Raw genomic sequence first — 13,477 nt, 5'->3', positions numbered from 1 at the left:
GGGAGGGTGTGGGAGAGTAGGACACCGCCGGACAACACTTACAGGTCGAGGCCCCCCAACCACCACGGTTGGGGGGCCTCCCACTTTAACAACCACACCCGTTGCGGGGCCCACACAACACCCCAAAACCCCGCGACAACACGCACAACAGGCCCCACAACAAGCTATGCGGAACCGCCCCGGGTGGACCTACCCGGAGAAGAACTCTGACAGCTCCGCGATCAGCTTGTCCGGAGCCTTGTTGGGCCCGTCGTGGCCGAAGCCCGGCAGGATGGTGTAGCTCGAGCCGGAGAGTACGTCGTGGATCTGTCCGCAGGCCACACCGAAGTACGCAGGGCTCTTTTCGCCCACCACGATCAGGGTTTCCAGGGGCAGCGCCAGGAACGGCTCGGCCGGCATGTCCGCAGCGATCACGGCCTTGATCTCCCGCACGCCGCACGTCATGAGCTCACGCATCTGCTTGCCCAGCGGCGTGCCGGCCGTGAGTTTTGTGGCGAGGGTAAGCATGGAGAGCGGCATGCGCGCGAAAGCGCCGCCTGTCTCGACGCCCTTGATCAGGACGGCGAGCCCGCGATCGTAGTCTCCTGCCGCCGTCGCGCGTTCGTATTCGTCCGTCCAGTCCGCCTTGACGCTCTGGTTCACGGAAACGGCGGGGTCGTACACGGCCAGGCGCTCTACGGGCAGCGTGCGTGCGGCGTGCAGTGCAACCGCGCCGCCGAAGCTGTGGCCGAACACATCGGTGCTGGACGTGTGGTTCATGACCGCTTCGAGGTCGCGGATATCGGCTTCCAGCGTGTAGTCCTCCGCTTGCGGGGAGGAGCCACCGCGTCCGCGACGGTTGAAAGTGTGTACGGGCCGGCCCAGGGCTTCGCTGAGTTTCTGCGCGAAACGGGTGTAGTCGGATGCCGTCACCATGGAGGCAGGCACGACGACGACGCCGGAACCTGCGTCCGTCCGGTCACCTCCCGTAGTGAGTACCTCGAGGTGTCCGCCGTCAGCTGTGGTGATGATCTCGCGCGTCATGACTTGAGCCTAGCCGAGCCACCTGAACGGCGGCCGGATACGTCGTGGATCAGCGCTTGAAGTAGTCCGAAATGTCATGGACCAGCTCTTTGACGGCTGCCGGAACGGAGCCGTGGAACCCCCGCGGAGAGACTTCGAGGGTGCTGCCGGCAACGGCACGGTTCAGCCGCGCAGCGGTGACCTTGTAGAACTGGGGGCTTCTCTTGCCCACCATGAAGTGCGTGGTGGGCGGCAGCACGGAAAAGTCCCTGGGCGTGGCATCGGCCTCGAAGGCCGCTTTCAATTCGCCCACGCCGGAAGGCAGCAGTTCACGGAAGAGTTTGTTGACCTTGGTCCGCGACACAACCGCCATGAGCCCTGCCAGGATCGGCTCGGGAACTCGTGCCAGGGCTGTTCCGGGCTGCATGCCACGCTTCATCCTCGCCATCGCCCGGCTCACGTCACCCGCGTCCACGGCGTCGGCAAATCCCGCCAGCCAGTCGGTGCTCATGCTGCCGTCGATGTTGACGGCAGCGTCGTAGACGGCAAGCTTGGCAGGCTCGTGGTGTGTTCCGGCAAAGGCCATCGCGGCGTTAAGGGCTACGGATCCACCCAGGCTATGGCCGAGGATGTTCCGTCCGTCCGTGGCATCCATGATGGTGCGCACATCCGCTATCTCGGTGGCCATGGAGTAGTTGTGTGGCTGGTCGGTGGACTTGCCGCGTCCCCGCCGATCGTAGACATCCACTGCCCAGCCGTCTCCGAGGCCCTTCGCCAAGGCAATCGAGAATGGTCGGTAGATCAGGGCGGTCAGGAAGGCTCCACCGATGACGATGACCCGGCGTTCCCCGGGTGCGTCTTCCGTGCCGTACGTATAAAGGGCGAGTTTGCCGCCGTCGTGCGTCTTGATGTCGCGTTCCCTCACCGGATCATCCTAGGTGGCGACGGCGGCGTTAACGTGGTCTCCGGACAGGAATCGGGCGATTCGCGTTGCGAGGCGCTTTCCTGGGCGCAGGGGCCCGTCGTGGAATTGCAACGGCACAATGGCGAAGTCGATGGCCGGTACGGCACCGGCGAGGACGCGGCCGGTTTCAGCAAAGTAGGAGGGACTCCAGCCGCCGCTGAGCATGAGCGTGGGCGTTTGCAGGCCAGAGAAATCGCGCAGCCTGGCATCGACGGCGAGGACGGCCCGCATTTCGGTGACAGCCGTGGGCAAGAGGGAACGCATCTCCAGGCCCAGCCGGGTCTGGGCGGAAATGATGCTCAGCACGCGCAAGGCGCCCATGGGCAGGTAGGAGATGGGTCCCGCTGTTCCCAGCCCTTGGACCAAGTGCGCCCAGGCGTGGTCGAGTTGGCCCGCCGTGACAGCTTCTTCCAACTCCGGGCGCCAGCGGCCATGGAGGTTTCCGGACAGGGAGACCGCGGCGTCGTACGTGACGAGCCGGTTGATCCTGGTGCTCCGCACGGCGTTGAGGGCGACGAAGCCGCCGTAGCTGTGGGCGACGACATCGGCCGAGCCGGTATTTCGCAGCACTGCGGCGAGGTCCGCTACTTCCGTTTCAACCGAGTAGCCAGGGGGCTGGGGAGCCGACTGTCCGCGGCCACGGCGGTTGTAGGAGTGGACTGGCCGCCCCAGCATGCGGCTGAGGTTCCGGGCGAATGGCCAGTACAGCGAATCGGTCACCAAGGTGCCGTGCACAATGACGACGCCGGCTGGTTCGGTGGGTGCCTTCGGGCCCGGAAGAGAAGCCGTGGAGAGCGGACGGAAGGTATGCACCTCCAGCTGCCCGCCGCCGTCGTCCGTTTCAACAGTCCACGTCTCCACAGCCCGAGTCTATGACCGGAAGTAGCGGTCCGTAATCGGCGGTAAACTTAAGGATTGTGACTTCCGCAAACACCTCCGCCCCGAACACCTCCGCCGAGCCTGTCGACGCCAGCGAGCAGATGCGCATCCGCATGGACAAGCGCGCCAAGCTGATCGAGCGCGGCGCGGAGGCCTATCCGGTGGGCGTTGAGCGGACCCATTCGCTGGGCGAAATCCGCGAGAAGTACGCGCATCTTGAAGCTGACCAGACCACTGGCGATGTAGTGGGCGTCACGGGTCGCGTTGTGTTTGTGCGCAACACCGGCAAGCTCTGTTTCGCCACGCTGCAGGAAGGCGGCGTGGACGGCAAGGGCGTCCGGCTGCAGGCAATGCTGAGCCTGGCCAACGTCGGCCAGGAAGCGCTTGCCGAATGGAAGGCCTTGGTTGACCTCGGCGACCACGTGTTCATCAAGGGCGAGGTTATTTCCTCCCGCCGTGGTGAGCTGTCCGTTATGGCTGATTCATGGTCCATGGCCTCCAAGGCCCTGAGGCCGCTCCCTGTTCTCCACGCTGAGCTCAACGAGGAAACCCGCGTCCGCCAGCGGTACGTGGACCTCATGGTCCGCGATGAAGCCCGCGAAATGGTGTACAAGCGCGCTGCCATCACCCGCTCGGTCCGCGATACTTTGGACCGCCACGGCTACGTGGAGGTGGAAACGCCCATCCTGCAACTGGTCCACGGCGGCGCGACGGCCCGTCCGTTCGAGACCCACATGAATGCCTTTGACCAGAAGATGACGCTGCGCATTGCCACCGAACTCTTCCTGAAGCGCGCAGTGGTGGGCGGAATCGACCGTGTTTACGATATGGGCCGGGTGTTCCGCAATGAGGGCGTCGACTCCACCCACAGCCCCGAATTCACCACGCTTGAATGCTATGAGGCATGGGCGGACCAGTTCGTCATGGCCGAGCGCATGAAGGAAATCATCCTGAATGTGGCTGACGTTGTGGGCACGCGCACCATCCAAACGGATGCGGGCGAGATTAACCTCGACGGCGAATGGGCCTGGATTGCGGTATATCCGGGTCTTTCCGAAGCTGTGGGCGTTGAAATTACCCCGGACACCACGGTGGACGAATTGCTGGCCATTGCCGCCAAGCATGAGGTCAAAGTGGATCCCAAGTGGGACGCCGAGAAGCTGGTTGTGGAATTGTTCGGCGAGATTGTGGAACCCACCTTGCTTAACCCCACGTTCGTCTACGACTACCCGCCGTCGGCACAGCCGCTGGCCCGCCCGCACCGCGAGGACGACCGGCTGATCGAGGCCTGGGACCTGATCATTGGCGGCATGGAGCGTGGAACCGCGTTCTCGGAGCTCATTGACCCCGTGATCCAGCGGGAACGGCTGACGGAGCAGTCCCGCCGTTCCGCAGCGGGCGATGACGAAGCCATGCAATTGGACGAGGACTTCCTCCGCGCCCTCGAATACGGTGCGCCGCCCATGGGTGGTATCGGCCTGGGTATAGACCGCCTGGTCATGCTGTTTACAGGCGCCGGTATCCGCGAAACCATTCTCTTCCCACTACTCAAGCCAGAAGGTCACTGATCATGGAGTACATCGCCGTCCTGGCGCCGTCAGTAGTTGTTGGTTTGATCTTCTGGTTTGCCATGAAGGCCATATTCAATGCGGACAAATCCGAGCGCCAGGCAGAAGCCCGTGCGCAGGCCGAGGCGAATCTGCGCAATTCAGGTCCCGAAGCAGACGGGCCTGCCGCTAAATAGCCCGGAAATTGGCGGCTCAAAGCAGTAATCCACATATGCCTTTGACGTGTGTGCGTGCCGTGAACGATAATCAGGAATAGCAACATGGGGATTTCTGAATATCAACCCTCCAAAAGAGAGGCTACTCATGGCACAAAAAGTAAAAATCATCCTGGTTGACGACTTGGATGAAGGGGCAGCTGATGAAACTGTCCGTTTTGGCCTTGACGGTGTGAGCTACGAGATGGACTTGTCCACCGCAAACGCAGCTTCCCTGCGTCAGGCGCTTGAGCCTTACGTCGCCAAAGCCCGGAAGACTTCCTCTTCCGGCCGTGCCACCCGGGGCCGCGCTACGGCTGCGCGGAGCCAGGATTCGGCGCAGATCCGCCAGTGGGCACGGGATAATGGTTACACGGTCAACAGCCGTGGACGCATTCAAGCTGAAATTCAGGAAGCGTACCAGAAGGCAAATTCCTGATTCACCGCCTCTAAGCCCCGGCCTCAGTGCCGGGGCTTTGGTGTTTAAAACCTATTAGGCATCCGGCGTGCCACCTTTTGACGGACCGCGATATTCCGGAGTCCTCCGGTGACGCTTCAACGCGGGATCTTTTGGGTACCTGGAATGCAGGGGGCAGGAACGGAGGATTGGTCCGGCGGCACATGTGCAGCGCGGCGCGTGGTGCCCCGGGCGGGGCGGGTACGGAAGCGTGCGGTCCCGGGCAGGCATGATGACATTTATTCCGCAAGTACGTCATGTTTCCCCTGTGGCGAACACGCTCCAAAAGTCCCGCCCCGGCACGTAGCATCAAAGTACGTCGTAGCTAGGAGTGTGGCGAAATGTTTGAGAGATTTACGGACCGTGCCCGTCGCGTGGTCGTCCTTGCCCAAGAAGAGGCACGGATGCTCAATCACAACTACATCGGTACAGAACACATCCTCTTGGGTCTGATCCATGAGGGTGAAGGCGTTGCCGCCAAGGCGCTTGAGTCTCTGAGCATCTCGCTCGACGGCGTCCGCGAACAGGTTCAGGAGATCATCGGACAGGGCCAGCAGGCTCCTTCCGGTCACATCCCCTTCACCCCGCGCGCCAAGAAGGTACTTGAGCTTTCCCTTCGCGAGGCTCTTCAGCTCGGCCATAACTACATCGGCACCGAGCACATCCTCCTCGGCCTCATTCGTGAGGGCGAGGGCGTTGCTGCCCAGGTCCTGGTGAAGCTTGGCGCCGACCTCAACCGGGTCCGCCAGCAAGTCATCCAGTTGCTGTCCGGCTACCAGGGCAAGGAAACCGCAGGATCGGGTTCCGGCCAGGGCCAGCAGGAAGGAACCCCCGCCGGTTCCGTGGTGCTGGACCAGTTCGGCCGCAACCTCACCCAGGCTGCCCGCGAAAACAAGCTCGATCCCGTGATCGGGCGCGAGCAGGAGATGGAACGCGTCATGCAGGTCCTCTCCCGCCGCACCAAGAACAACCCCGTACTCATCGGTGAGCCGGGCGTCGGTAAGACTGCCGTCGTCGAAGGCCTCGCCCAGGCGATCGTTCGCGGCGATGTCCCGGAGACCATCAAGGACAAGCAGCTGTACACGCTGGACCTTGGCTCGCTGGTTGCCGGCTCCCGCTACCGTGGTGACTTCGAAGAGCGCCTGAAGAAGGTACTCAAGGAGATCCGCACGCGTGGGGACATCATCCTCTTCATCGATGAGATCCACACCCTGGTTGGTGCCGGTGCTGCCGAAGGTGCCATCGACGCCGCGTCGATCCTGAAGCCGATGCTGGCCCGCGGCGAGCTCCAGACCATTGGTGCCACCACGCTGGACGAGTACCGCAAGCACATCGAGAAGGACGCAGCCCTTGAGCGCCGTTTCCAGCCGATCCAGGTGAAGGAACCTTCGGTTGCCCACGCGATCGAGATCCTGAAGGGACTGCGGGACCGTTACGAGGCACACCACCGCGTGACGATTACCGACGGCGCCCTCGCCTCAGCCGCGCAGCTGGCCGAACGCTACATCTCGGACCGCTTCCTGCCGGACAAGGCGATCGACCTCATCGATGAAGCCGGTGCCCGCCTGCGCATTCGCCGCATGACCGCTCCGCCGGAGCTCAAGGCCATGGACGAGCGCATCGCTGACGTGAAACTGGAGAAGGAATCGGCGATCGACGCCCAGGACTTTGAAGGTGCAGCCTCGCTGCGCGACAAGGAGCAGAAGCTCATTGCCGAGCGCGCAGAGAAGGAGCGCAACTGGAAGTCCGGTGGCATGGATGACATCTCCGAGGTTGACGAGGACCTGATTGCAGAAGTCCTCGCGAACTCCACGGGCATCCCGGTCTTCAAGCTCACCGAGGAAGAGTCCTCGCGCCTGCTCAAGATGGAAGACGAACTCCACAAGCGCGTGGTCGGTCAGGACGAGGCCATCAAGGCCCTGTCGCAGGCCATCCGCCGTACGCGTGCCGGCCTGAAGGACCCCAAGCGTCCGGGTGGCTCGTTCATCTTCGCCGGACCCACCGGCGTCGGCAAGACCGAGCTTGCCAAGGCGCTGGCCGAGTTCCTGTTCGGTGAAGAGGACGCCCTCATCACGCTGGACATGTCCGAGTACTCCGAGAAGCACACAGTTTCGCGTCTCTTCGGTGCCCCTCCGGGCTACGTCGGCTACGAAGAAGGCGGGCAGCTGACCGAGAAGGTTCGCCGCCGTCCGTTCTCCGTGGTCCTGTTCGACGAAGTTGAGAAGGCGCACGCCGATCTCTTCAACTCGCTGCTGCAGATCCTGGAAGACGGCCGTCTGACCGACTCCCAGGGCCGCGTGGTGGACTTCAAGAACACCGTGATCATCATGACCACCAACCTGGGTACCCGCGACATCTCCAAGAGCGTCGCTACCGGCTTCCAGTCCGGCACGGACACCCAGACCGGCTACAACCGGATGCGTGCCCGGGTGACGGAAGAGCTCAAGCAGCACTTCCGCCCCGAGTTCCTCAACCGTGTTGACGACGTCGTGGTGTTCCCGCAGCTGACGCAGGACGAGATCATCGAGATCGTGGATCTCTTTGTTACCCGTCTGGAGCGTCGCCTGAAGGACAAGGACATGGGCATCGAGCTCACCAAGGCCGCCAAGGTCCTGCTCGCCACCCGTGGTTACGATCCCGCCATGGGTGCCCGGCCGCTGCGCCGCACCATCCAGCGCGAGATCGAGGACCAGCTGTCCGAGAAGATCCTGTTCGGTGACATCCACACCGGAGACATCGTTGTGGTGGACGTCGAGGGTGAAGGTGACGACGCCAAGTTCACGTTCGAAGGCAACGCCAAGCCGCGGATCCCGGAGATTGCTCCCACCGCGTAAGGCAGAGGCCTCATAAGCAGAGTGCCCCGCACATTCTCCTAGGAGTGTGCGGGGCATTCGTGTTTTCCGGAAGCGAGGATTGAATGCGGATCTTGATGGTGGCTCCTGGTACGCGCGGAGACGTGGCGCCCATGGCCGGGCTGGGTTCGGCATTGCAGCAACATGGTTTCGAGGTGGCCATTGCTGCAAACCCTGCCTATGGCCCGCTCGTTGTGTCGGCCGGCTGTGAATACAGGGCGCTCCCGGGGGACCTCACCCGCATCATCCAACGAACCGACTCGGCGGAGAAGCCCTCATTCAAGGACGTCCGGCGTTCGTGGCAGGCCCTTGGCGGCTACATGGAACAGGCGGCGAGGGGAACACTGGCCGCGGCCGAGGCGGGGGCGGACGTTATCCTGGCGAACTCCGTGGCGCCCTTTGCCTACGACATCGCCGAAGCACTGGAACTTCCTGCCATCGGCGCCCACCTGCAACCCGTGGAGCCGAGCGGAGCATATCCGCCTGTGCTGCTCGGTTCCGGGCGTGACCTCGGCGCAGTTGGCAACAAAGTGATCGGCAGGAGGGTTCTCGCCGGGCCAGCACCATATGATGCTCCGGGTGCGAGGATTCGCCGGGAGCTCGGCTTGCCCAAGCTGTCCCGCCAAGCTGCCGACCGCCGTCGTCGGCGTAACAAGGCAACCACCCTCCATGGCATCAGTCCCACGGTGCTGCCCCGTCCGAAGGACTGGCATGCGGGGCTTGTCATGGCGGGGTACTGGTGGCCGCCGGGGCAGCGCAACTGGCAGCCCGACCCGGCGTTGGCTGAGTTTCTCGCCGCTGGGCCGCGACCGGTCTTCATAGGGTTTGGCAGCGGCGCGGCAGTCGATGTGGAGCTCGCCTTGGAGGCTGCGCAGATTGCCGGTGTTCGTGCCGTGATCCAGGGCGGACGCGTTCAAAGCGACGACGCAATCGGCATCGGCGAGGTCCCGCACGAGTGGCTCTTTCCCCGGATGGCTGCCGTGGTGCATCACGCGGGTTCAGGAACGACGGCGGCTGGCCTCCGTGCGGGGGTGCCCGCGGTGTGTGTTCCCGTCTTCACGGACCAGCCCTTGTGGGCATCGCGCGTGGCGGCGTTGGGAGCCGGCCCGGAACCGATTCCTTACAAGCAACTCACTGCGGCGCGGCTGGGGCAGGCCATTAAGGCGGCGGTCAGCACGCGGTCGTACGCCGCCCGGGCGAAAGCTGTGGCGGCGGCGATCGCCCGAGAGGACGGGGTGGCACCAGTGCTGGCGACGCTCCGCAACATCCCAAGTAGGGGACAGCTATCGTCGCACTCAGCGCTGGGTGGAACGTTAGCTGCCCTCTAGTTGGGTGAGATGTGAAAGTAGTGTTTCACTCTTAGTGAACCACCCTGTGATCGACGGCACATTCCGTGTTGAATCAGACCATGGATTCGACTGGCTCGCCTACTCCGCAACCCGAAACTCCCTTCCACGACCTTGACCACTACCTGGCCATCCCGCGGGTCAGTGGACTCACCCTCAGCCCGGACGGCAACCGATTGGTTACCACTGTCTCCACCTTGAACAGCAAGGGCACAGAGTTCATGACCGCCCTGTGGGAGCTCGACCCGACGGGCCGGGAACAGGCCCGCCGGATTACCCGGAGTGCCAAGGGCGAGGCCGGTGCCGTGTTCGCCGCCGACGGCAACCTCTACTTCACCTCGGCGCGGCCGGACCCGGAAAAGCCCGACGAGGATCCCGTCAGCGCGTTGTGGGTGCTTCCTTCCAATGGCGGAGAGGCCCGCGTTGCGCACTCCCGCGCAGGTGGCGTGGGTTCCGTGCTGGCTGCCACGGATGCCCCGGCCACGTTCCTGGTGGCCGACATCTTGGCCGGATCCACCGGCGAGGAGAACGATGAAGAGCGGCGCAAGGCCCGCAAGGACAACAAGGTCTCGGCCATCCTGCACAGCGGCTACCCGGTCAGGTATTGGGATGCGGATCTGGGTCCCTCGGAGCCCCGCATCTTCGCGGTCGAAGCCGGACAGGACGCCGAACCCGGCAAGCCGGCCACTGTTGACGCGGAACCGCCGGTCAAGCTGCGGAACCTGACTCCCGGCGTCGGAGGTTCGCTGCGGGAAGCCAAAACCGTGGTGAGCCCGGACGGCAAGACCATCTACACGAGCCTCAGCAAAGCGCTCGCCAAGGCCGACAGCCGGGAGGTGCTCGCCGCCGTCGACGTTGCTACCGGTACCGTCAAGGTTCTGTTGGACCACGAGGGCATGAGCTACTTCCCCGGCCCCGTGAGCCCGGATAACCGCACGCTGGTTGTGCAGAGCGAAAGCGACACCACCCCAACCCAGGCGCCGCTGGTCAAGCTGCACCTGCTGGATGTCTCGAGCGGGGAAACCGCCGGGCTTGTGCCGCTGGCGCATGACTGGGACCGCTGGGCGACGCCGGTTGCCTGGCTCCCGGACGGCAGCGGCATTTTGGTCACAGCGGACGACGACGGCGCGTCGCCGGTTTTCCGGGTGGATGTCGCTGACGGTGGGGTAGCAAGGGTGACGAAAGACGCTGCGGCGTACACCGACGTCGTGGTTGCGCGGGACGGACGCACAGCGTACGCGCTGCGGAGTTCATACGAGTTCCCCTCGGAAGCCGTGCGCATCAATCTGTCGACGGGTGACGTGGAACGGTTGCCGGCGCCCGCCGAGCGTCCCGTGTACAGCGGTCGCTTGGAGCGGGTGGAAACGACGACGGCAGACGGTGTGCGTGTACCGGCGTACCTGGCGCTTCCCTCCGGGGCATCCGCCGATAGGCCCGCCCCGCTCCTGCTGTGGATCCATGGCGGCCCGCTCGGCTCGTGGAACGCCTGGACGTGGCGTTGGAACCCGTGGCTGTTGGTTGCCAAGGGCTATGCCGTGCTGTTGCCGGACCCTGCACTCTCAACGGGGTACGGCCAGGAGTTCATCCAGCGCGGTTGGGGTGAGTGGGGCAAGAAGCCGTTCTCGGATTTGATGGCCGTGACCGACGCCGTGGTTGCGCGCGCGGATATCGACGAAACCCGGACGGCCGCGATGGGTGGCTCCTTCGGCGGATACATGGCCAACTGGGTGGCCGGGCAGACCGACCGTTTCAAGGCGATCGTCACGCACGCCAGCCTGTGGGCGCTGGACCAGTTCGGCCCGACGACGGACGCCGCGCAGTATTGGCTGAAGGAAATGACGGCGGAGATGGCCATGGAGAACTCGCCGCACCTCAACGTACGCAACATTAGGACACCCATGCTGGTGATCCACGGCGACAAGGACTACCGCGTGCCCATCGGCGAAGGCTTGCGGCTCTGGTACGAATTGCTCTCCTCCTCCGGGCTGCCGGCCGACGAAAACGGACAGAGCCCGCACCGCTTCCTCTACTTCCCGGACGAGAACCATTGGGTGCTCCAGCCGCAGCACGCGAAGGTTTGGTACGGGGTGGTGGAGCACTTCCTGGCCAAGCAGGTCCTGGGGAAGGACGTGGAGTTGCCGGAGGAGCTGGGGGTTTAGCCTACAGACATACGGCGGATGCCCGCGGCGTAGGCGTCCAGGACATCAAGGATGCCGCGGTGCTGCCACACGCGTTTGCGGTCTCGGCCTGTGGATTCACTCAGCACGCCGCGCTCGGTCAGAGCATCGAGCGCGCGCAGTGCTGCCATCTCGCCGAGCCCAAGCTGGGCCATGAGATATCTCGTGTTCACCGCAGGCTGTCCGATCAAGGTGGGAAGAAGGCGCCACGCCGCGGCATCCGCGCGAAGCCCTGCCAGCTTCCCCCGGGACTCCTCAAGCTGTTCGACGAGGTCGTCCACGAGCCGTGACCCGGTGGACGAGGCGATCCTGCTCGCCATGGCGAATTCCCGGACAATCGGTCCGGCGTCGCCCTCACGGAAGGAGCCCAGGGCTGCGAAGTAGCGATCCGTGTGGACGAGGAGCCCTGCGGAGATCGGCACCGCGGTGGAGCCGACGAGTCCTTTGTTGCGAAGGATGGACTGAGCCAGGGCGCGCCCGGTCCGGCCGTTCCCGTCGGGGAACGGGTGGATGGTCTCGAACTGCGCATGACTGACCGCTACCTGGACGAGGACGGAGACGTCGTGCCGGCCTACGAAGGTGACCAGATCGCCTATCGCGTCGCGTATGCGGCCGTGGTGAGGTGCGACGAACTCAGCCATCCGGGGTCCTGCTTGACCAGGGCCTATCCACACCTGCTCATTCCGAAAATGCCCAGCACCGGCGGGGTCGAACCCGCGCTGGTGAAGCATCAATGCTCTGTGCATGGCCAGGATGGAGTCTTCATTGATTTCGTCTGCAAGCCGAAGTGCTGCCTCCATGGCGCGGACGTTGCCGACGACGGTCAGTGCGTTTGCTTTGTCGTCCTCCTGGATTTCGGCGAGGGCGAGCTGCTTTGCCGACGTGGTCAGCTGTTCGATCTGCGAACTGGAAGCCGACTCTGTCCGCAGCAGGATTGCCGTCATCGGTCCGAGCGCTGGATTGTTGGTTCCCAATCTGCGCTGGGCGTGTTTGTCGAACGCGACCAGTTGGCGGGTGGCATCCTCGACGTCGGCGGAGTCTTCGCCTGAGATCTGGGGTGTCCACTCTGAGATGGGGGCTGTAATGCTGGCCTGGTAGGGTCCGGTTTGCCTGTTCACCTCGGCTCGTGAGTACATCTCAGGTGCGCGGGGCTGCCAGTCGAGGGTCTCGAATGAGATTGGTTCGATTGGAATGCGGCCATCGGGAGGTGTTGGCATGAATCCAGTTTACTAACACTTAGCACCATAAGTGTTACCTGCTATTGCTTCTACCAACACTTAGCGGCATAAGTGTTGGTAAGGCTCGGATTTACCCTCAGTTGGGGTCATCACCGGGAGCGCTCCAGGGCGTCGAGGATCAGCTCGAGTCCGTGGCTGAACTCGTTGCCGTAGTCGTATCCGGGCTGCATGACGAGTTCTGTGGCGATCTCCACCATGTGCGGGTACTCGCCGGTGGCAAAGCGTTCCATGATCGGTGAGGCTACGTCTGCCATGGGCTCTCCTCCGGCGATGGGGAGTGCGGCTTCCTGGAGTGCGAATCCGTAGATGTAGCTGTCCAGGAGCGAGTAGGCGCGGGCCGTCTGTTGCACGGTAAACCCGGCGGCCCTCAGCGTGGCCAAGGTTGCCTCGTGGTGCTTCAGCGTTGCCGGACCGGGCGCCTTCCGTGATTCCAGCAGCCCGACGGCCCAGGGGTGGCGCCGGAGCACTTCACGTGCCGAATGGGCGCGGGTGCGCATCTGTTCCTTCCATTCGCCACCGGCCTCCGGAGTGTGGATTTCGTCGAAGACCAGGTCCACGAGTCCGTCCAGGATCTCGTCCTTGTTGGCTACGTAGTAGTACAGGGACATGGGCTTGGTGCCCATGCTTTGGGCGAGCGAACGGATGGACAAGGCAGCGATGCCGTCGGCGTCTGCCAGTTCGAGGGCTTTCTGCAGCACCTTGCCGCGACTGAGTTCAGGCCGCTTTGTGGTGTTTATGGCTGCGGCCATGAGGTTCCTCCAGGTTGGCTCTTCCGGTTTCGTACAGTGTACTGTAACGTC

General features: G+C 63.7%; 11 protein-coding genes. 6 read left to right on the top strand and 5 right to left on the bottom strand.

All coding sequences use genetic code 11. The annotated features are described in order from the left end of the window. Positions 1-189 precede the first annotated feature (189 nt). Genes ACIPV6_RS21425 through ACIPV6_RS21415 form a run of 3 tightly spaced genes read right to left on the bottom strand, consistent with a single transcriptional unit; the run spans position 190 to position 2,827 of the window. Positions 190-1,023 carry an alpha/beta fold hydrolase gene (locus ACIPV6_RS21425; RefSeq protein WP_400272837.1) on the bottom strand — a complete coding sequence of 278 codons (834 nt, stop codon included), beginning with the start codon at positions 1,021-1,023 and terminating at the stop codon, positions 190-192. 49 nt (positions 1,024-1,072) lie between these two features. After that, a complete protein-coding gene (locus tag ACIPV6_RS21420; RefSeq protein WP_400272836.1) occupies positions 1,073-1,927 on the bottom strand; it encodes an alpha/beta fold hydrolase in 855 nt (284 codons plus the stop codon). Positions 1,928-1,936: 9 nt separating this feature from the next. Further along, positions 1,937-2,827: an alpha/beta fold hydrolase gene (locus ACIPV6_RS21415; protein WP_400272835.1), complete on the bottom strand. Its 891-nt coding sequence runs from the start codon at positions 2,825-2,827 to the stop codon at positions 1,937-1,939. 56 nt (positions 2,828-2,883) lie between these two features. Here ACIPV6_RS21415 and lysS point away from each other — a divergent pair, with 56 nt between their 5' ends. The 6 genes from lysS (at position 2,884) to ACIPV6_RS21385 (ending at position 11,421) form a co-directional block, all read left to right on the top strand. Further along, complete coding sequence (lysS, locus tag ACIPV6_RS21410; protein WP_400272834.1) at positions 2,884-4,413, top strand: lysine--tRNA ligase; 1,530 nt, start codon at positions 2,884-2,886, stop codon at positions 4,411-4,413. Positions 4,414-4,415: 2 nt separating this feature from the next. Then, the gene (locus tag ACIPV6_RS21405) at positions 4,416-4,589 is read left to right on the top strand and encodes a hypothetical protein (RefSeq protein WP_397325475.1); all 174 of its coding nucleotides are present in this window, start codon (positions 4,416-4,418) and stop codon (positions 4,587-4,589) included. Positions 4,590-4,716: 127 nt separating this feature from the next. Then, positions 4,717-5,046, top strand: coding sequence for an Lsr2 family protein (locus ACIPV6_RS21400; protein ID WP_387439078.1), 330 nt, complete (start codon positions 4,717-4,719; stop codon positions 5,044-5,046). A gap of 359 nt (positions 5,047-5,405) precedes the next feature. Then, positions 5,406-7,898: an ATP-dependent Clp protease ATP-binding subunit gene (locus ACIPV6_RS21395; RefSeq protein ID WP_400272833.1), complete on the top strand. Its 2,493-nt coding sequence runs from the start codon at positions 5,406-5,408 to the stop codon at positions 7,896-7,898. A gap of 83 nt (positions 7,899-7,981) precedes the next feature. After that, entirely contained in the window at positions 7,982-9,244 is a 1,263-nt protein-coding gene (locus tag ACIPV6_RS21390; protein WP_400272832.1) for a glycosyltransferase, read from the top strand. Between the two features lie 80 nt (positions 9,245-9,324). Then, positions 9,325-11,421: an alpha/beta fold hydrolase gene (locus ACIPV6_RS21385; protein ID WP_400272831.1), complete on the top strand. Its 2,097-nt coding sequence runs from the start codon at positions 9,325-9,327 to the stop codon at positions 11,419-11,421. On the opposite strand, the gene ACIPV6_RS21380 is transcribed toward ACIPV6_RS21385, so the two are convergent. Beyond that, entirely contained in the window at positions 11,418-12,656 is a 1,239-nt protein-coding gene (locus ACIPV6_RS21380) for a Fic family protein (RefSeq protein WP_400272830.1), read from the bottom strand. The genes ACIPV6_RS21385 and ACIPV6_RS21380 overlap by 4 nt on opposite strands. Before the next feature lie 110 nt (positions 12,657-12,766). Then, a complete protein-coding gene (locus ACIPV6_RS21375) occupies positions 12,767-13,426 on the bottom strand; it encodes a TetR/AcrR family transcriptional regulator (RefSeq protein WP_400272829.1) in 660 nt (219 codons plus the stop codon). Between the last annotated feature and the right edge of the window lie 51 nt (positions 13,427-13,477).

The sequence above is a fragment of the Paenarthrobacter sp. NPDC089988 genome, assembly GCF_044748465.1.
Classification (GTDB): Bacteria; Actinomycetota; Actinomycetes; order Actinomycetales; family Micrococcaceae; genus Arthrobacter.
This window is presented reverse-complemented; position numbering and strand designations above follow the sequence as displayed.

What these genes read in the sequence shown, in the direction of transcription:
- ACIPV6_RS21395 (WP_400272833.1), top strand. Translation starts at nt 5,406, where the DNA reads ATGTTTGAGAGATTTACGGACCGTGCCCGTCGCGTGGTCGTCCTTGCC.
- ACIPV6_RS21405 (WP_397325475.1), top strand. Translation starts at nt 4,416, where the DNA reads ATGGAGTACATCGCCGTCCTGGCGCCGTCAGTAGTTGTTGGTTTGATC.
- ACIPV6_RS21390 (WP_400272832.1), top strand. Translation starts at nt 7,982, where the DNA reads ATGCGGATCTTGATGGTGGCTCCTGGTACGCGCGGAGACGTGGCGCCC.
- ACIPV6_RS21375 (WP_400272829.1), bottom strand. Translation starts at nt 13,426, where the DNA reads ATGGCCGCAGCCATAAACACCACAAAGCGGCCTGAACTCAGTCGCGGC.
- ACIPV6_RS21425 (WP_400272837.1), bottom strand. Translation starts at nt 1,023, where the DNA reads ATGACGCGCGAGATCATCACCACAGCTGACGGCGGACACCTCGAGGTA.
- ACIPV6_RS21380 (WP_400272830.1), bottom strand. Translation starts at nt 12,656, where the DNA reads ATGCCAACACCTCCCGATGGCCGCATTCCAATCGAACCAATCTCATTC.
- ACIPV6_RS21400 (WP_387439078.1), top strand. Translation starts at nt 4,717, where the DNA reads ATGGCACAAAAAGTAAAAATCATCCTGGTTGACGACTTGGATGAAGGG.
- ACIPV6_RS21385 (WP_400272831.1), top strand. Translation starts at nt 9,325, where the DNA reads ATGGATTCGACTGGCTCGCCTACTCCGCAACCCGAAACTCCCTTCCAC.